The organism is Massilia soli (genome assembly GCF_016809835.1).
Classification (GTDB): Bacteria; Pseudomonadota; Gammaproteobacteria; order Burkholderiales; family Burkholderiaceae_D; genus Telluria_A; species Telluria_A soli.
Window position 1 is genome coordinate 167,774 of sequence record NZ_JAFBIL020000008.1, and the last position, 16,988, is coordinate 184,761.

Consider the following 16,988-nt stretch of genomic DNA (forward strand, 5'->3'; position numbering starts at 1 on the left):
GCAGTGTGTAAGATGAGGGACAGACTGAAGAACCGCGCGCCGGCATGATCACGACACCTTACGTTTCCACTTTTTCGGGCAACCGCTTTTACCCGCTCGAGCCGCGCATCGACCGCGTGGCGATCGAAGACATCGCCCACGGCCTGGCCTATCAGTGCCGCTTCAACGGGCAAACCTGCGAGTTCTACTCGGTGGCCCAGCACAGCCTGGTGGTCGCGTCGCTGGTACCGCCCGAGCTGCGGCTGGCCGCGCTGCTGCACGATGCCGCTGAAGCTTACCTTGGGGACATGGTCAAGCCGCTCAAGGTGCTGCTGCCGGAGTTTGCCGCCATCGAAGACAAGGTTACGCTGATCATCGGCCGGGCGTTCGGGGTCGATTTTTCCGACTACGGCCCGATCAAGAAGGCCGACCTGATCGCCCTGGCCACCGAAAAGCGCGACCTGATGCCGCATTCGGTCGAACGCTGGGCTTACCTCGACCTGGTGCGGGCGCTGCCCGCACCGATCGTGCCGATGAGCCCAAGGGATGCCAAAATGGCATTCCTCGACGAATTCGCCCGCCTGCTGGACCCGGCGAACGCGGTCGCACGAAAAGCGGGCTCAACGCTAAGTAGCGGATTTGACAGTGTTTTTCCCGATATCCACAAGAACTGTGGATAACGTTGTGGATAAGGCCCTCTTGACAACCCAGAAGCCCAATATCCATGCGGTTCTTAACAAACTGCCCGTTCTGAAGGCAAAAATCTATACCAATGAAATCAAGTACTTAGCTTTAGGTGCTGCGACGCATCAAACACCCGATGCGGCAAATTCCTACAAAACTTCACTACAGGGGATAACTAGCAACGGGCAAGGTAAATTGCTTTGACAATCCCCCACCGCTGACTTAATGTTGACTCATGTTAACGACCGACCCTGACTTGATCCTCGAAGACGATGATCCTCCCGACAACTCGTCGGCCGTAGCGGAACCCGCGCCCTGGCGCATCCTCATTGTCGACGACGATGTGGATGTCCATGTGGTGACCAAGTTCGCCCTCAGCGCGACCAATTTCCAGGGCCGCCGCCTCAGTTTCCTGCACGCCTACAGCGGCAAGGAGGCACTGAACATCCTGCGCGACACCCCGGATATCGCGATGGTGCTGCTCGACGTGATCATGGAAACCGACGACGCCGGACTGCGCGTGGCACGCCAGATACGCGAGCAACTGCACAATGAGCTGGTGCGCATCGTCTTGCGCACCGGCCAGCCAGGCCAGGCGTTTGAACACGAGGTAATTGTCGATTACGACATCAACGATTACTGGTGCAAGGCCGACCTGACCACGCGCAAGCTGTTCACCACGGTGATTTCATCGCTGCGCGCCTACGAGACACTGGCTGCGGCCAAGGCAACGCGCGACCGCTTGAACGAGGAACTGGCACGCGCGCGCAATGTGCAAGCGGCGCTCAATCCGCTGGCGCTGATCCTGACGCTCGACCGCGATGGCGTGGTGGTCGATGCCAATGAGCGGCTGTGCACGGTGTTTGGCGTGACGCGCGCCAGCGTGGTCGGGCGCACGCCCGGCGCGCTGCGGCCGGGCATCTCCGACCAGCGGGCGCACGAGATCGTCAGTTCGCTGGTCAGGAGCGGCGGCTGGGCAGGCGACCTCGAGATCACCGACGCTTATGGGACCCCGGTGCCGCTGCGCTGCGCCGCGCTGGCGTTCAAGGACAGCGACGGCGAGCCGTATCAATATGTGGCGGTGGCAACCGAGCGCACCGCTGCCGATTGAGCGGGCCGGCATACCGGGCGCCGCCGCCCCCCGCGCTACTGCGCCGGTTCACTTCCACGCGTTGCGCGCGCGCTCGCGCACCAGCATCCGCACGCTGTCGGGCATAGGCTTCCTGCTGTGCGCCTGGTCGGCTGTCAGCCACACGCATTCCTCGAAATGCTTCAGCATCGCCGGGCTGATGAAGCGCGTGCGGGCGGCGTACACGTGGCGGTCGCCCATCTGCGCCTGCTGCTTGATGAAGAAGCGGTTCGGCACTACCAGGTGCAGGTGCTCCCTGGCGCGCGTCATCGCGACATACAGCAGCCGCCGCTCTTCCTCGATCTCTTCCGCGCTGCCGGTGCTCATGTCCGACGGGATGCAGCCATCCACCACATTGAGCACATGCACCGACTTCCACTCCTGCCCCTTGGATGAGTGAATGGTCGACAAAATGACATAGTCCTCGTCCAGGTTGGGCGGCCCGGCACGGTCGCTGGTGGCCTCGGGCGGATCGAGCGTGATCTCGGCCAGGAAGGTCTCGCGCGAGCCATAGCCGCCGGCCAGCTGCGCCAGCTGTTCGATATCCGCCGCGCGCACCTGCGCGTCATCGTGCATGCGTTCGAGCTGCGGCAGGTACCAGTTCTTCACCAGGCCGATATCGGCCGGCCAGCGCAGGCCGGGCGTGCGCAAGGCCCGGTACAGGGCCACGAACGCTTGCCATTCGCCGCCGGCCTTGGCGGGCGGCGCGAAGGCTTCCAGCGCCAGCACCGGTTCGGCGGCCTGGCCGAGCGCGTCGAGCAGGCGGCTGGCGGTGGCCGGCCCGACCCCGGGAATCAGCTGCGCCACGCGGAAGCCGGCCATGCGCCCACTCGGGTTCTGGGCAAAGCGCAGCATTGCCAGCACGTCCTTGATGTGCGACGCTTCCAAAAACTTCAGGCCGCCAAACTTGACGAAGGGGATATTGCGGCGCATCAGCTCGAGCTCCAGCGCCGCGCTATGGCTGGCGGCGCGGAACAGCACCGCCTGCGCGGTTAGCGCGATGCCGGCTTCGCGGTGCTCGAGGATGCGGTTGCACACCCAGCGCGCCTGCTCGGCTTCATCGGGGATCAGCACCAGCTGCGGTCGCGCGGTCGAGACCTTGTCGGTCCACAGCGTCTTGGCATGGCGTTCCAGCGCCTGCGCGATCACCGCGTTGGCAGCGTCCAGGATGGGCTGGGTGGAGCGGTAGTTGCGCTCGAGCGTGATCAGGCAGGCCGGCTGGCTGAACTGCTGCGGAAAGTCGAGGATGTTGCGCACGGTGGCGCCGCGGAAGGCGTAGATCGACTGGGCGTCGTCGCCGACCACCATCACCCCCTTGCCGTCCGGCTTCATGCCGGTGATGACCGCGGCCTGCAGCCGGTTGGTGTCCTGGTATTCGTCGACCAGCACGTAGTCGAACAGCGCGCCGATCTCGGGGCCCAGTTCGGGGTCGGCGGCCATCTCGGACCAGAACAGCAGCAGGTCATCGTAATCGAGCACATTCTGTTCCTGCTTGGCGTCGACGTAGGCGCCGAACAGCGCCTTGAGCTCCTGTTCCCACTCGCTGCACCAAGGGAACGTGCTTTGCAAGACATCGCCCAATGCCTCGCGGCTATTGACCACCCGCGAATAGATCGACAGGCAGGTGCCCTTGAGCGGAAAGCGCTTGTCGGTCCGGGTCAGGCCGATCTCGTGGCGCACCAGGCCGATCAAGTCTTCCGAGTCGCCGCGGTCGTGGATGGTAAACGACTCATCGAGCCCGATCCGGCCCGCGTACTGGCGCAGCAGGCGCGCGCCGATGCTGTGGAAGGTGCCGGCCCACGGCAGCGTCGCGGGCGCCTGGGCGCTGCGCAGCCCCATCACCCGGTGCAGCACGTGGCCGGCGCGGTTGCCCATCTCGACCGCGGCGCGGCGCGAAAACGTCAACAGCAAAATGCGCTGGGGATCGGCGCCACCCTGGATCAGCCTCGCCACCCGATGCGCCAGGGTATTGGTCTTGCCGGATCCGGCACCGGCGACGACCAGCAGCGGACGCGGGGCGGCCTGCCCGATGTCGTGCTCGACGGCTGCGCGCTGCTCGGGATTCAGGCTGCCATACGGATCTTCAGGGACGGTTTTCTCGGCAACGGGTTGCATCTGCGCATTCAAACTAGGGGGACACTATAACTGTACATTTATCCAGTAGTCCCGCGCAAGAAAAATTCACGCGGCGAGCTTCAAAATTCTGCGGCGGATCGCACAAACATTTGCGTTATCTCATCAGTTATCCGGCTGTCCTGCGCTAAGTAGCCGTAACTAAAGCACTTTTTGAGATATCCACATTCGCTGTGTATAACTTTGTGGAAAACCACCCCTTGACACCCCGGAACCCAATGCTGATGCGGGTTTCAACAAAATGCCCAATCCACAGGCAGAACTATTTCTCGTTTAAAATCAATGACTTGAAAAGTCAACGGCACGGCACGCAAAAATAAACTCAAAAATTCTTTTAGGAATTTTTTGTGCATAACCGGACCGTCCCCAGCGCGGAAACGGGCTGCGGATCGATGTTTTTTTGATATGCATTACACCTTACCAACAAGGTGCCGCGATCGCGGATGCGTGCTTAGTGGCGGCGCCGCGATGGCTCGAGCAGCACGCGTTCGATGACGTGGGAGGAAATGCCGTGGGATTTGAGGTATTCGAGCGCTGCGACGGTATTGCTGGATTCTTGTACAGAAATGGCGTGGTTCACGATGTCTCTGCGCCTGGCATCGGTGCGCTGGTACGTCGGCTCCAGAACCGCCACATTCGCCCCGGCGTATTGGTATTGATTCATCGCAACTCCCTCGAATTATCTGACACAGATCAATTTTGCCGCTATCGGAGTATCCCCCAATAAAGCCCAAAGTCAATGTCAGGTTCCCATCAAAACGGCGAATTATTAAGTTGTGCAGCATGCAGTTGCGAACCCCTGGAGCCGCGCGGAAATGGAAGGTGCCCGGCGTCAGCGCCGCGCTACAATCGCTGCATCTTGAAGGGCATGTTCCCCACCGATGGAGGATTTCCATGGCAAGCCATATCGATCCCAAGCGCAATCCCGGCGACGATGCCGAAGCCGGCACCCCAGGTACCGGCGAGGATATCTGCGACGAATGCGGCGGCAGCGGCAAGCTCGGCGACGGGCGCGACTGCCCGAACTGCGGCGGCACCGGCAAGGTCATCCACGGGATCGGCGGCGGCTAAGCGCGCGTAGACAGTGGCCACCGCAGGCGCGATAATGCGGCATGACTTTTCCGCAAGACGCCGCCCGCCCCCGCCCGCGCTCCCTGACCGATCTGTTCGTTTCATTCACGCTGCTGGCCCTGCAAGGCTTCGGCGGCGTGGTTGCGGTCGTCCAGCGCGAACTGGTCGAGCGCAAGCAATGGCTGACGCAGGACGAGTTCATCGAGGACTGGGCGGTCGCCCAGGTGATGCCGGGGCCGAACGTGGTCAACCTGTCGATGATGATCGGCGGGCGCTACTTCGGTTTGCCAGGCGCGCTCGCCGCGCTCGGCGGCATGCTGGCCATTCCGCTGGTGGTGGTCATCTTGCTGGCCATGCTGCACAGCCGCTTTGGCGGCCATCCAGGTGTCGACGGGGCCCTGCGCGGCATGGCGGCGGTGTCGGCAGGCATGATCGGCGCGGCCGGCCTGAAGCTCTCCAGCGTGCTGGCCCGCCATCCGATGCCGCTGGCGTGGGGCGCCTCGCTGGCGCTGCTGGCGTTCGTGCTGGTGGCGCTGCTGCGGGTACCGCTACTGTTCGTGCTGTTCGGCCTGGGCGGACTTGGCTGCGTTCTCACCTGGCGCAGGATCTCCCAATGACCACCCACGCGATCGTGCTTGGCTGGCACGACTGGGCCAGCCTGTTCGGCCACTACCTGATGCTGTCGCTGATGTCGTTTGGCGGCGCCATCTCGACCGCCCCGGAAATGCACCGCTACCTGGTCGAGCAGACCCATTGGCTGACCCAGCAACAGTTCAATCATTCGATCGCCATCGCCCAGGCGGCGCCCGGGCCGAACGTGCTGTTCGTCGCCCTGATGGGCTGGAACGTCGGCATGAACGCCGGCAGCACCACCGCCGCCCTGCTGGGCGTCGCCGTGACGATGCTGGGCATCCTGCTGCCGTCGACGACGCTGACCTATTTCGCCGCGCGCTGGGGCCACCGGAACCGCGAACTGGCGGCCGTGCGGGCATTCAAGATGGGCATGGCGCCGGTCGTCGTGGCACTGCTGCTGTCAACCAGCTGGATCCTCGGCAGCGCGCCGCAGGCGGCGCGCGCCAGCTGGCCCCTGTGGCTGTTGGCCATTGTCAGTGGCATATTGATCTGGCGCACACGCCTGCACCTGCTGTGGTTCCTCGCCGCCGGCGCCTTGCTCGGCTGGCTACAGCTGGTCTGATTGACGCGCCTCGCGATGCCGGCGCCGCATTGCCGTTAGCATCTGGCATCACCACTTCTGCGAGGCATTCATGAGCACAGCACAATTTTCGGGAAATCCGCGCGCCGAATGGCTGGCGGAGCCGGGTCCGGACCGCGGCATGCGCATGATAGAGGCGTTTTCGTTCATCGATCGCAGCGGACGCTGCTGGGAAGTGCCCGCCGGCATGGAGGTCGACGGCGCGACCATTCCGCGCACCCTGTGGTCGTCCGTCGGCAGCCCGTTTACCGGCAACTACCGGCGCGCCGCCATCCTGCACGACGCCGCCATCCGCGATCCGGGCGTGCCGCGCATCGACGCCGACGGCATGTTCTACGAAGCCTGCGTGGCCGGCGGCTGCACGGTAAAGCAGGCCCAGCTGCTGTACGCGGGGGTCTGCATCGGCAGCTGGATCAGCATGGCCAGGCCGGAAGCGCACCAGCTTGCGCGACAGGCCGCCGATGCCGCGCGCCTGCCTGGCGAACATTCGCTGCTCGACCTGGAGATCCGCGCCGTTTATACGCTGCTCGCCAATGAGCTTGCCGCCAGCGGCGACGACTTCGACGCGGTGCGCGCGATCGTCGCCAGGCGCCTGTCCGGCACCGCGTGACGACAGCGCGTTGGCAAGTTTCGCCGCGGACAGGCATACTGGCGCCTCCTCATCACCAGGTGCCCCCATGCTCGAACTCATCAGTGAACACGCCTGCTTCGGCGGCTCGCAACGCTTTTACCGCCACCAGTCCAGTGCGATCGGCTTGCCGATGCGGTTCTCGGTGTTTCTTCCGGCGCAAGCCGCCTCGGGCAAGCTGCCGGCGCTGTTCTACCTGGCCGGCCTGACCTGCAACGAAGAGACTTTCATGACCAAGGGCGGCGCCCAGCGCGTTGCTGCGCGCGATGGGATGATCCTGGTCGCGCCCGACACCAGCCCGCGCGGCGCCGGCATCGCGGGCGAGGCGCAAGACTGGGACTTTGGCGTTGGCGCCGGTTTCTACGTCGATGCCACGGAAGCGCCGTGGCAGCGGCATTACCGTATGTACAGCTATATTCTGGAGCTGCGTGCATTGCTGGTGGCGCAGTTGCCGCTGGACGAGCGCAGGGTCGGCATCTGCGGCCACTCGATGGGCGGGCATGGGGCGCTGGTGCTGGCGCTGCGCAATCCCGACTTGTTCCGCTCGGTCTCGGCGTTCGCCCCGATTGCCGCGCCATCGCGCTGCCCATGGGGCACGAAAGCCTTCAGCGGCTACCTTGGCGCGGATGAGTCCGCATGGCGCGCGTACGACGCCAGCGCGCTGATGGCCCAGGCCAGCGCGCCCTTCCCCAAGGGCATCCTGATCGACCAGGGACTGGCCGACAAGTTCCTCGACGACCAGCTGTATCCCGAAGCCTTCGAGGCGGCCTGCCGGCACGCCGGCCAGGGCCTCGAACTGCGCCGCCATCCCGGTTACGACCACGGCTACTACTTTGTCGCGACCTTTATCGAAGACCACCTGAAGTTCCACAGCGCGAATCTGACCTAGCGCCCGCGGCCGCGGCGCGGGCGCCGTCACACCGGCGCCGGCCGGCCGCGCCCTCCTCCCAGCCGCATCCATGCGCGCACCCGCCAGGCCAGCGCCAGCATCAGCATGCCGGTCACCAGCGCGTACAGGCCGATCATCCAGGCGATCGCCAGTCCGCCTATCCCCACCGGGAACAGGAACACGATCACGCCGAACGCGATGGAGGCGATGCCGCTGGCGATCAGCAGCGACTCGCCCTGCATTTTCTTGCGCATGCGCACCGCAACGACGATGTCCAGCACCCCCGTGACCAGCGCGTTCGCGCCGATCAGCAAGACCAGCACCAGCAGCGTCAGCGCCGGATGCAGTGCCGCGACCGACCCGGCGCCGATGCTGGCCAGGCCGAGCAGCAGCAGCACCCACCATTGCTCATCCGACTTGCGGTGCCTGGCTGCGCCAAAGACCCAGATCGCGCCCGACAACAAGGCGAACGCGGCGAACAGCGCCACCAGCGAGCCCAGGGTCATGGCGGGAAACAGGATCGCCAGCACGCCGAAGGCGATGGCAACCAGGCCGCGCAGCGCAAGCATCCACCAGGACCGCATCAGGATGTGGTTCATCAGTGCCTCCTTACGTGATCCGGTTAGACCGTGGCGCCGGCGGATTCCGCGGCACGTTCGACCCCGCCCTGTCGCCGGTCAAACAGCATCGCGATCGGCGCTCCCGAGCCGCTCCGGCTTGCTTGAATTCCGCCCGCCGCCGCCCTATAAATGGGATAGGTACGCGGGCAGCCCGGTGCGCCCGTTTTCATCAACCATTTACCTCAAAGGAAGACAACCATGAACCTGATCCGGCGTCCTACATCGATGGCAACCTATCGTCCGCGCGGCATCGACGACCCGTTCGGCCGCATGGTCGAAAGCATGGTCGAAGACATGTTCGCCCCCTTCCTGGCGAACCAGGGCGACACGGTTGCAACCCCGCGCATCAATGTGCGCGAAACCGAAAAATCGTTCGAGATCGAAGCCGAAATGCCTGGCGTGAAGAAGGAAGACGTCAAGGTGTCGGTCGAGAACCAGCGGGTCACCATTGAAGCCGAAAGCAAGCGCGACACCGAAGAGCGCGCCGGCGAAAACGTCGTGTATTCCGAGCACAGCACGCGCCGGTACATGCGCTCGTTCACCTTGCCGACCGATGTCGACGAGGCGTCGGCCCAGGCCCATCTCGACAACGGCATGCTGGTCCTGTCGCTGCCCAAGAAGCAGGCTGGCGCAGCCACCCGGCTTACCGTGCAATAAGCATTATCGGCGCATGCGCAGGCAGGAACTTCCTGCTTGCGCAGTGCCGCTTCCGGCGGGCTGCTGGCGCTCGCCTGCAGGAGCTTGGCATGCACAGCATTACCCAGTTCAAGGACCGCAAGCACGCCGGCAAGCTGCTGGCCAAGGCCTTGTCGGCCTACGCCCACGACCCGCGCGCAATCGTGCTGGCGCTGCCGCGCGGCGGGGTGCCGGTCGGCGCCGCGGTGGCCCGCCAGCTGGGCCTGGAGCTCGACGTGCTGATCGTGCGCAAGCTGGGCATGCCAGGCCACGAGGAATACGCGATCGGCGCCGTCGGCGCCGGCGGCGTGCGCGTGCTGGCCCAGGACGTGGCCGGCAGCTACGGCGTGGCGCCCAGGGCGATCGAGGCGATCAGCGCGCGCGAGCGGAAGGAAATCGCACGGCGCGAGCGCCAGTACCGCGGTGCGCATGCTCCATTGCAACTCAAAGGCCGTATCGCGCTGCTGGTCGACGATGGCCTGGCGACAGGTTCAACCATGCGCGCTGCAATCCAGATCGCGCATAAACTTGGTGCAGCGCGGGTCGTCGCCGCTGTCCCGGTCGGGGCGCCGGACACCTGCGAGGCGCTGGCCCGCGAAGTGGACGAACTGGTCTGCATCGTCAGGCCGCCTTTCTTCACCGCGGTCAGCCGCTGGTACCGCGATTTCGGCCAGACCAGCGACGCCGAGGTCGTGGACCTGCTCGCCGTTGCCTGGCGTGAAGGTCCGGGCGCGGCGGCGCCGGCACCGATGAATCACTCATAACAAGGAGAGCAGCATGAGGCAACTGACTGACGACAACATTGATTGGGGCAAGTGGCTGGGCAGCGCCGCCGTTGGCGCGCTGGTGATGTACATGCTCGACCCCGAGCGCGGCGCGGCGCGGCGCGCCCACACCGGCGCCACCCTGCGCGACATGGGCAAGCAGCAGGGCGACGCCCTCGAACGCGTGGTGCGCAGCATCGGCGAAGGCGCCAGCTACGACAGCGCCCGCCACGCCGCCTCCGAGGCCGTCCAGCACACCGCCGACAGCGCCCACCACCTCGCGGAGCGGGGCGTGGAAGCCTACCACTCGGCCGCCAGCACCCTGCGCGACTCGGCCGCGCGCGCCGGCAGCGCGGCCAGCCACGCGATCGAACCGCTGCTCGACGCGACGCGCGGGCCATGGTCGACCAGCACCCGCAGCGCCGCCGTGGTCGGCGGCGGCGCGCTTGGCCTGTACGCGCTGGCCTCGCGCTCGCCGCTGGCGCTGCTCGCCGGCCTGGCCGGCCTCACGCTGCTCACCCGTGGCGCCAGCAACCGTCCGATCCGCCAGCTGGTCGGCGGGCGCCACCGGATGGTCGATGTCACCCGCACCATCCATATCGACGCCTCGCCGGACAAGGTGTACGAGCTTTGGAGCAACTACGAGAACTTCCCGCTGTTCATGTCGAATGTCGTCGAGGTGCGCGACCTGGGCAACCGCCGTTCGCACTGGGTGGTGCGCGGACCGGCCGGCAGCGAATTCCAGTTCAATTCCGTGCTGACCGAGCAGTCGCGCCCGCGCCGCCTGGCGTGGCGCAGCGAACCGGGGGCCGACATCGAGCAGTCCGGTTCGGTGGAATTCCAGTCCTCGCGCGGCGGCACCCGCGTCACCGTGCGCATGTCGTACGTGCCGCCTGCGGGCGCCCTCGGCCACGGCCTGGCCGCGATGATCGGCAGCGATCCGGAAAGCCGCATGGAACAAGACCTGGCGCGCATGAAGACCGTGATCGAGCGCGGCGCCATTCCGTCCAGTGCGGCGCGCGAAGGCGGTTCGCACGGCAGGTTCCTGCACTAAGGATCGGCCATGTTGCACGGGGTTTCCACTTCCCTGCCTGCAGCGATAGCACAAGCAGCCCATCCGCTGACCGGCGCGATGGGCGACTACACCCCGCTGCTCGAGCTGGTCGGCGACGCCAACTATGTGCTGATCGGCGAAGCCACCCACGGCACCCACGAGTTCTACGCCGAGCGCGCGCGCATCACCCAGCGCCTGATTCTCGAACACGGCTTCAACGCCGTCGCCGTCGAGGGCGACTGGCCGGACGCCTACCGGGTCAACCGCTTCGTGCGCGACCGCGGCGACGACGCCGATCCGATCCAGGCGCTGCAGGGTTTCCAGCGCTTCCCCAGCTGGATGTGGCGCAATACCGATGTCGTCGATTTCGTCAGCTGGCTGCGCAGCTACAACGATGGACTCGAACCGGACGACAAGGTCGGCTTCTACGGCCTTGACCTGTACAGCCTGTTCACCTCGATGGACGAGGTGTTGCGCTACCTTGAACAGGTCGACCCGGTCGCCGCAGCGGCCGCAAAGGACCGTTATTCCTGCTTCGACCACTACCAGGACGACAGCGAAAGCTATGCGTACGCCGCCGGCGCCGGCACCTCCGCATCGTGCGAAAGCGCGGTCATTGCCCAACTGCAGGAGCTGCAGCGGCATGCGCTCGCGTACATGCAGCGCGACAGCGCCAACGCCCACGACGCCTACTTCTATGCGGAGCAAAACGCCCGCCTCGTCATCAACGCCGAGGCGTACTACCGGACCATGTTCCGCGGCCGCGTGTCGTCCTGGAACCTGCGCGACCGCCACATGGCCGACACGCTTGACGCGCTGATCGGGCATGTGGGCGCGCGTACCGGTACACAGGCCAAGATCGTCGTGTGGGAACACAATTCGCACATTGGCGATGCCCGCGCGACCGAGGTCGGCCAACTTGGCGAATCGAACGTCGGCCAGCTTGTACGCGAACGCTATGGCGACCAGGCCAGGCTGATCGGGTTCTCGACCTACCACGGCACCGTGACGGCGGCCTCGGAATGGGGCGGCCGGGCCGAACGCAAACAGGTCAAGCCGGCGCTGCCCGGCAGCTACGAAGAACTATTCCACCAGGCCGGGGTCGATCGCTTCCTGCTCGACCTGCGAACGGGGTCCGCGCTGCGCGAGGAGCTCATGGCGTCCAGGCTGCAGCGCGCCATTGGCGTGCTCTACCTGCCGCACAGCGAGCGGCGCAGCCATTATTTCCATGCCCAGCTCGCGCGCCAGTTCGATGCGATGATTCATTTCGACCGGACCAGCGCGGTAATGCCGCTTGAGCAGGTCAGCAAGGCGAACGGGCGCGAGGTGCCCGAGACGTTTCCGGAAGGGGTGTAGGGCCCGCAGCGCGGCGCTGGCGCTAGGCCGCCAGCGGCCGTGCCGAGCCGAGAGAGGCGACCAGCTTGGCGACATCGTCATCGGCGATGAACGCCGCCGACGACTGGCCGGAGAGCAGCTTTTCAGGCGCCATCGAGCGCGCGATTGCGTAGCCCTGCACATAGTCGACGCCGATGTCCGCCAGCGTCTGAACGGTGGCGCTGTCTTCCGCCCATTCGGCAATGGTCTTCATGCCGAGGTTGACGGCGAGGCTGACGATCGCCTCGACGATGGCAACGTTGGCCGGGTGGGCGTTGATGTTGACGATAAAGTTGCCGTCGATCTTCAACACGTCGGCCGGCAATTCCTTCAGGTACGAGAACGAGGTGTAGCCAGCGCCGAAGTCATCGAGCGCGACCTTGACGCCGAAATTGCGCACCTGGTCGATAAAGCGGCGCGTGTTGTCGAGGTCATGCAGCGCGACGCTTTCGGTGATTTCCAGGCACAGCTTGTTGGTAATGTGGACATAGCGCGCCAGCAAGTCAAACGTGTCTTGCACGAAGCTTTCATCGTTGAGCGAGGCGCCGCTCAAATTCATGCAGACAAACTGGGTATTGGTCAGCGATTCGGCATTCTGCGCGATCCAGGCCAGTGTCGTTGCCAGCACCCAGCGGTCGATGACGCCGGCGCGGCCGCTTTTCTCGGCCGCTGAAATGATCGGTCCAGCCGCCATGACGTTGCCGTCCGGGTCGCGCATGCGCAGCAGCACTTCGAAGTTCAGCGAAGCGGCAGGCGCCTTCAGCGACATGATGGGCTGCATCTCGAGGAACATGCCATCGGTCGCGTTCGGCGCCGCAAGGCGCGCCACCAGGTTCAGTTCGGCCTCGCGCTCATGGAAGGCGGAGGCGTTGCGCTCATACACGACGAGGCCTTCCGAATGGCCGCCTTTGGCTTCGCGGCAAGCCCGGTCGGCGGTCGAGATCGCATCCTTCATCGGCATGCCCCGGCTGACTTCGATCAAGCCGATCGAGCCGCGCACATGGAAGGCCTTGTCGCCGACCCGGTATGGGGTGGCGCTGATGCGGTCGACGATGCCGCGGCAAATCAGCGATGCCAGCGGAATCGTGGTGTCCGGCATGACGATGACAAACTCGTCGCCGCCGACCCGGCCAACTTGCTGGCCGCCGGCCAGCATCATCGAAATCCGTTCGCAGACCTGCTTGAGCACTTCATCGCCCGCATTGTGGCCGAACAGGTCATTGATCAGCTTAAAGCGGTCGAGGTCCAGATAGGCGAGCGCCAGGGGCTTGCCGCCAGCCAGTTGCACGGCGGCCGTGTCGAACATGCGCTCGATGCCGCGGCGGTTGAAAATCTTGGTGAGCGGATCGTTGTTGGCCATGAATTTCAACTGTTCAGTCGCCTTGGCCTGCTCGGTGATATCTTGCAGCACGCCTTCGATGCGGCTGCGCGCCAGGGTCGCGCGCACCAGGAAGCGGCGCGTGCCTTCGCGGTTCTGTATTTCCAGTTCGGCGTCGTCGGCCGAATGCACCTGGTCGTGCAGCTGGCGCCAGACTTCGTCGGCAAAAAATTGCTTCCAGCGGGTGCGTCCTGGCACGATTGCCAGGCCCAGCATTTTATCCACCGCCGGGTTGGCGCTGAGGAACTGGCCGTATACATCCAGCGTGAACAGCCCGACCGGCATGGCTTCGTACGCGTGCTGCAGTTCGGCCTGGGCGGCGATCCGTTTTTCCGTTTCCAGGCGCATCTGTTCGGCCACCGCCAGCGCCGCCAGCAGGCTCGACGCCAGCGCCGCCGTCACACTGTTGACCACGCCGAGCAAGTCGCGCATGCCGAGAGCGGCCGAAATCAGTTCGGCAAATCCGGACAGGAAGGTCACGGCAAACGAGGCCGCGAACCAGAACGCGACGCGGGTATGGGATTCGACGATGATGCTGACCAGCCCCATCGTCATCCACAGCAGGCCGAAGCCGGTCACCGCCCACATCAGCGGCAGGAACATGCTGTAAGGCATGATAAACGCGGCGACCAGCAGCGGCAGGCACATCCATTCCATCACCTGCAGCGGGCCGACGAAGCGCGAGCGCGCCAGGTCCTTGCGGAACAAGGTCTGGTACAAGGTCAGCGTTGCCACCGCATACAGCGCAATCGATACCGACCGGCTCAGCAGCAGCCATTCGGCCGGGACGACCTGCCCCAGCCATTGCGTATCCCAGCCCGCCGACAGCGCGCCGACGCGCAGGTTCATGATCAGCCAGCCGGCGAACAGCACGTACAAGCCCTGGCGGTTGATCAGCGCGGTGGTCAGCACGAACAAGGTCAACACGATCATGCCGCCGTCAAGCAGCCCGGACTTGCGGTGATATTGCTCGACCGAGCGGCTCAGCTGGTCGGCCGGCCATTGCGATACGGTCAGGCGCGCCGGACCGACAAAGCTGCCGCGGCACAGGATCTGGGAAGGCGTGTTGTCGAGCGCCAGCGCGAAGCCCGACTTGACCGGGGACATCGCCCCATCCGAGGCGCTGCGGCTCGATTTGCCAAGCAGGCTGAGGGTGACCGCATCCCAGCAAGCCAGGTCGATCGAATGGCGCGACGGGAATTCGATGACCGGCACATCGCCGTTGGCGGCCAGGGTGTCGAAGGTAAACCAGCGGGGTTGTTCAGAAAGCTTGGTGTCGCTGAAGGTGACGGCCGGCTTGTCCCTGAGCCCGGCAAGGGCCTGTGCAGGCGTCAGCGAAGTGTTGGTTTCGGGCAACACCCGGACCTTCAATTGCTTGTCATCGTCAACGGTGTAGTGGCTTTCCCAGGAAACCAGCGCCACCATCGATAGCACGACGATCCCCAAAGGCACTATATATAAGGACAGCCCACGCAGCAGCCATTCCAGCGCTCGCTGGGCGCGCCTCGGAATGATGGAGCGTAGAGAGAATGACGGCATCGACATGAACTTTATCCAACTGCAGGTTAACCGCCGCCATTCTATACGGGTGACGGGTAATATTCCTACAAGGATACATGTTCAATCACTTACCGTCATTGAAATATTTACGCAAAAATACCATCTATGGCGAAATTCATTGGAGTATTGGTAACTCCCGCTGCGGCGGCCCCTCGCGCCAATGGCAAGGCCGGCGCGCCGAGGTCGATGTCGGCGTGATGGGTATGGCGGAAAAATCCCAGCAACGGGTGTTGTGCCGCCGCCCAGCGCTCTTCGCCCGTTTCGATCTCGAACGCCATCACGCGATGCGGCATGTTGCCGACGTGGCGCAGCGGGATCAGTTCGCGGTTCGGGAATACGTCGGAAAACAACAGTTGCTCGTACTGGCGGTCGATCGGCGTACGTCCGGTCACAACGGCCCACTCAACCTTGTTCTGTTCGCAAAATTCGAAGCAGGCCTTGATCAACGCCACCTTGACCAGGCGGCCGATGCGTCCCTCGTCGATCCCCAGCCTGGTCACCTCCGCCAGCCGGCGGGTCATCAGCCACAACGGCAGGTCGACCGATTCCTCGACATGCAGGGGCTGGTGGAAATTGGTCTGGATGCGGGCACTGCCGATCGGAGAGCCGTCCAGCTTGGATTCGGCCAGCAACACCACCGAGTCGGTGTCGAAGTCGCATGCTTCCGGCTCGATCAGGCTGCGGGCGAATTCCGGAAGGTGGCGCGCGTACGCCGCGTGGCGGATCTTGACCGCCTTCATCAAGTCTTCCTCGCTGTGGACCCGCTTGATGGTAAATGGCAGGCGCTCGCTCTTCATGCCGATGACAGCATCAGGAGCAACGCCAGACAGGCGGGTCGAAACGGTAGAGAGGTGTTCCATGGCGATGCTCCTTATAATTCATAAATGAAAATTGCGTTTATGAATTATCAAGCTCAGCCGTAATTTCTAAACAACAAGAAGATCGACTTTTCCCCTTCTGTTTATCGAAAGTCTACACATTCTGCAATGTTTCCGTGTGGAACTAATAAAACCGCGCCAGCGACGTGCTGTTTCTTGTTTAAGCGCTAAGAAACAGGATCAATGCGAGGTAGGTCAGGAAAACCACCGCCACGATCGTCTGCAGCACGGCGGTACGCCACAAGCTGCTGCCCCAGCTCAGGCCGTAGGTGCCGCGCAGCTGCACGAACATGTGCACAGGCGGAACGGTGAACAGCAAGACGCCGACGATGCCGGACAACCCCGCGAACTGCAGCACAAACAGCAGCGCGAACAACAGCGCCATGAACGACAGCGAATACAGCGAAAAGACCGCGTGATCGTACATCGCCACGTCGCGGCGCCAGAAAAACATCAGCCACAGGAATGGCAGCGAGATCGGCACCAGCAGGAAGGAAAACTTGTACGCCGTGTTTTTCAGCTTGTAGGCAGTCAGTTCGGGATTCCTGGTCGCGTGCTCGACCGCGTTATCGATGAACGCGATGCCGCTTTTAAAGTCGATCCCGGGTCCGGTGATGCCGGCCCCGGCGCGCCTGGCCACATCCTGCGCGTCGCCGGCCATATTCACCACGCGCGCCGCGTTTGACACCTCGGCAAGCTCGCCGCGCGCCTGTTCAACGTCGTTGACGAGCGCACCGGTCTGCGTGCCACGCTGTTGTGCAGCGGCCAGCGCCGCTTCGGCGCTCGCCAGCGTGGCGCGTGCCTGGGCGAGGTCGGCGCCAATCTCGGCGCGGGCCTGACTGGCGCCGTCCGATTGGCCGATATCGACGTTGCCCTTGCTGAAGTAAGAGCCGATGAAGAACAGGAAGAACATCAGGAAGAGGAACAGGGCCAGCGGCGAGACGAATCGGGTGCGCTGG

Annotated in this window: 18 protein-coding genes; 12 read left to right on the forward strand and 6 right to left on the reverse strand. The window is 64.3% G+C overall.

Annotated elements, in window-relative coordinates:
• Positions 1-44: 44 nt before the first annotated feature.
• Genes I4X03_RS19565 through I4X03_RS19575 form a run of 3 tightly spaced genes read left to right on the forward strand, consistent with a single transcriptional unit; the run spans position 45 to position 1,774 of the window.
• A complete protein-coding gene (locus I4X03_RS19565; RefSeq protein ID WP_223469919.1) occupies positions 45-659 on the forward strand; it encodes a phosphohydrolase in 615 nt (204 codons plus the stop codon).
• A gap of 4 nt (positions 660-663) precedes the next feature.
• Positions 664-867: a hypothetical protein gene (locus I4X03_RS19570; protein WP_223469920.1), complete on the forward strand. Its 204-nt coding sequence runs from the start codon at positions 664-666 to the stop codon at positions 865-867.
• 31 nt (positions 868-898) lie between these two features.
• Positions 899-1,774, forward strand: coding sequence for a PAS domain-containing protein (locus I4X03_RS19575; protein WP_223469921.1), 876 nt, complete (start codon positions 899-901; stop codon positions 1,772-1,774).
• A gap of 48 nt (positions 1,775-1,822) precedes the next feature.
• Here the strand turns inward: I4X03_RS19575 and I4X03_RS19580 are convergent, their stop codons facing one another.
• On the reverse strand, positions 1,823-3,907 hold the full coding sequence (locus tag I4X03_RS19580) for an ATP-dependent helicase (RefSeq protein ID WP_223469922.1): 2,085 nt from the start codon (positions 3,905-3,907) through the stop codon (positions 1,823-1,825).
• A 469-nt stretch (positions 3,908-4,376) separates the two neighbouring features.
• Entirely contained in the window at positions 4,377-4,589 is a 213-nt protein-coding gene (locus tag I4X03_RS19585; RefSeq protein ID WP_223469923.1) for a hypothetical protein, read from the reverse strand.
• 230 nt (positions 4,590-4,819) lie between these two features.
• Between I4X03_RS19585 and I4X03_RS19590 the strand changes: the two genes are divergently transcribed.
• From I4X03_RS19590 to fghA, 5 genes are all read left to right on the forward strand, one after another.
• Positions 4,820-4,996 carry a hypothetical protein gene (locus I4X03_RS19590; protein WP_223469924.1) on the forward strand — a complete coding sequence of 59 codons (177 nt, stop codon included), beginning with the start codon at positions 4,820-4,822 and terminating at the stop codon, positions 4,994-4,996.
• A 41-nt stretch (positions 4,997-5,037) separates the two neighbouring features.
• Positions 5,038-5,613, forward strand: coding sequence for a chromate transporter (locus I4X03_RS19595; RefSeq protein WP_223469925.1), 576 nt, complete (start codon positions 5,038-5,040; stop codon positions 5,611-5,613).
• Positions 5,610-6,191 (forward strand): chromate transporter, encoded by a 582-nt coding sequence (locus I4X03_RS19600; protein ID WP_223469926.1) that lies wholly within the window; start codon positions 5,610-5,612, stop codon positions 6,189-6,191. Before I4X03_RS19595 ends, I4X03_RS19600 begins: the two co-directional genes overlap by 4 nt.
• A gap of 70 nt (positions 6,192-6,261) precedes the next feature.
• Positions 6,262-6,819: a DUF1353 domain-containing protein gene (locus I4X03_RS19605; RefSeq protein WP_223469927.1), complete on the forward strand. Its 558-nt coding sequence runs from the start codon at positions 6,262-6,264 to the stop codon at positions 6,817-6,819.
• 67 nt (positions 6,820-6,886) lie between these two features.
• Positions 6,887-7,726 carry an S-formylglutathione hydrolase gene (gene fghA, locus I4X03_RS19610; RefSeq protein ID WP_223469928.1) on the forward strand — a complete coding sequence of 280 codons (840 nt, stop codon included), beginning with the start codon at positions 6,887-6,889 and terminating at the stop codon, positions 7,724-7,726.
• A gap of 26 nt (positions 7,727-7,752) precedes the next feature.
• Here fghA and I4X03_RS19615 read toward each other — a convergent pair whose 3' ends face one another.
• The gene (locus tag I4X03_RS19615; protein WP_223469929.1) at positions 7,753-8,325 is read right to left on the reverse strand and encodes an HdeD family acid-resistance protein; all 573 of its coding nucleotides are present in this window, start codon (positions 8,323-8,325) and stop codon (positions 7,753-7,755) included.
• A 219-nt stretch (positions 8,326-8,544) separates the two neighbouring features.
• Between I4X03_RS19615 and I4X03_RS19620 the strand changes: the two genes are divergently transcribed.
• The 4 genes from I4X03_RS19620 (at position 8,545) to I4X03_RS19635 (ending at position 12,195) form a co-directional block, all read left to right on the forward strand.
• Positions 8,545-9,003 carry an Hsp20/alpha crystallin family protein gene (locus tag I4X03_RS19620; RefSeq protein WP_223469930.1) on the forward strand — a complete coding sequence of 153 codons (459 nt, stop codon included), beginning with the start codon at positions 8,545-8,547 and terminating at the stop codon, positions 9,001-9,003.
• Positions 9,004-9,092: 89 nt separating this feature from the next.
• Positions 9,093-9,785, forward strand: coding sequence for a phosphoribosyltransferase (locus I4X03_RS19625; protein ID WP_223469931.1), 693 nt, complete (start codon positions 9,093-9,095; stop codon positions 9,783-9,785).
• Between the two features lie 13 nt (positions 9,786-9,798).
• The gene (locus I4X03_RS19630) at positions 9,799-10,839 is read left to right on the forward strand and encodes an SRPBCC family protein (RefSeq protein ID WP_223469932.1); all 1,041 of its coding nucleotides are present in this window, start codon (positions 9,799-9,801) and stop codon (positions 10,837-10,839) included.
• A gap of 9 nt (positions 10,840-10,848) precedes the next feature.
• The gene (locus I4X03_RS19635) at positions 10,849-12,195 is read left to right on the forward strand and encodes an erythromycin esterase family protein (protein WP_223469933.1); all 1,347 of its coding nucleotides are present in this window, start codon (positions 10,849-10,851) and stop codon (positions 12,193-12,195) included.
• Positions 12,196-12,217: 22 nt separating this feature from the next.
• Here I4X03_RS19635 and I4X03_RS19640 read toward each other — a convergent pair whose 3' ends face one another.
• The 3 genes from I4X03_RS19640 to I4X03_RS19650 all read right to left on the reverse strand — a co-directional run bounded on the left by I4X03_RS19640 (position 12,218) and on the right by I4X03_RS19650 (position 16,942).
• On the reverse strand, positions 12,218-15,016 hold the full coding sequence (locus I4X03_RS19640; protein ID WP_223470080.1) for a putative bifunctional diguanylate cyclase/phosphodiesterase: 2,799 nt from the start codon (positions 15,014-15,016) through the stop codon (positions 12,218-12,220).
• Between the two features lie 221 nt (positions 15,017-15,237).
• A complete protein-coding gene (locus tag I4X03_RS19645; protein ID WP_223469934.1) occupies positions 15,238-16,011 on the reverse strand; it encodes a hypothetical protein in 774 nt (257 codons plus the stop codon).
• Between the two features lie 178 nt (positions 16,012-16,189).
• Positions 16,190-16,942 (reverse strand): hypothetical protein, encoded by a 753-nt coding sequence (locus I4X03_RS19650; protein WP_223469935.1) that lies wholly within the window; start codon positions 16,940-16,942, stop codon positions 16,190-16,192.
• Between the last annotated feature and the right edge of the window lie 46 nt (positions 16,943-16,988).

Bases quoted from the DNA above. Each gene is read 5' to 3' on its own strand.
- I4X03_RS19565 (WP_223469919.1), top strand. From the start codon at position 45: ATGATCACGACACCTTACGTTTCCACTTTTTCGGGCAACCGCTTTTAC.
- I4X03_RS19575 (WP_223469921.1), top strand. From the start codon at position 899: ATGTTAACGACCGACCCTGACTTGATCCTCGAAGACGATGATCCTCCC.
- I4X03_RS19580 (WP_223469922.1), bottom strand. From the start codon at position 3,907: ATGCAACCCGTTGCCGAGAAAACCGTCCCTGAAGATCCGTATGGCAGC.
- I4X03_RS19585 (WP_223469923.1), bottom strand. From the start codon at position 4,589: ATGAATCAATACCAATACGCCGGGGCGAATGTGGCGGTTCTGGAGCCG.
- I4X03_RS19590 (WP_223469924.1), top strand. From the start codon at position 4,820: ATGGCAAGCCATATCGATCCCAAGCGCAATCCCGGCGACGATGCCGAA.
- I4X03_RS19595 (WP_223469925.1), top strand. From the start codon at position 5,038: ATGACTTTTCCGCAAGACGCCGCCCGCCCCCGCCCGCGCTCCCTGACC.
- I4X03_RS19600 (WP_223469926.1), top strand. From the start codon at position 5,610: ATGACCACCCACGCGATCGTGCTTGGCTGGCACGACTGGGCCAGCCTG.
- I4X03_RS19605 (WP_223469927.1), top strand. From the start codon at position 6,262: ATGAGCACAGCACAATTTTCGGGAAATCCGCGCGCCGAATGGCTGGCG.
- fghA (WP_223469928.1), top strand. From the start codon at position 6,887: ATGCTCGAACTCATCAGTGAACACGCCTGCTTCGGCGGCTCGCAACGC.
- I4X03_RS19615 (WP_223469929.1), bottom strand. From the start codon at position 8,325: ATGAACCACATCCTGATGCGGTCCTGGTGGATGCTTGCGCTGCGCGGC.
- I4X03_RS19620 (WP_223469930.1), top strand. From the start codon at position 8,545: ATGAACCTGATCCGGCGTCCTACATCGATGGCAACCTATCGTCCGCGC.
- I4X03_RS19625 (WP_223469931.1), top strand. From the start codon at position 9,093: ATGCACAGCATTACCCAGTTCAAGGACCGCAAGCACGCCGGCAAGCTG.
- I4X03_RS19630 (WP_223469932.1), top strand. From the start codon at position 9,799: ATGAGGCAACTGACTGACGACAACATTGATTGGGGCAAGTGGCTGGGC.
- I4X03_RS19635 (WP_223469933.1), top strand. From the start codon at position 10,849: ATGTTGCACGGGGTTTCCACTTCCCTGCCTGCAGCGATAGCACAAGCA.
- I4X03_RS19640 (WP_223470080.1), bottom strand. From the start codon at position 15,016: ATGGTGGCGCTGGTTTCCTGGGAAAGCCACTACACCGTTGACGATGAC.
- I4X03_RS19645 (WP_223469934.1), bottom strand. From the start codon at position 16,011: ATGGAACACCTCTCTACCGTTTCGACCCGCCTGTCTGGCGTTGCTCCT.
- I4X03_RS19650 (WP_223469935.1), bottom strand. From the start codon at position 16,942: ATGTTCTTCCTGTTCTTCATCGGCTCTTACTTCAGCAAGGGCAACGTC.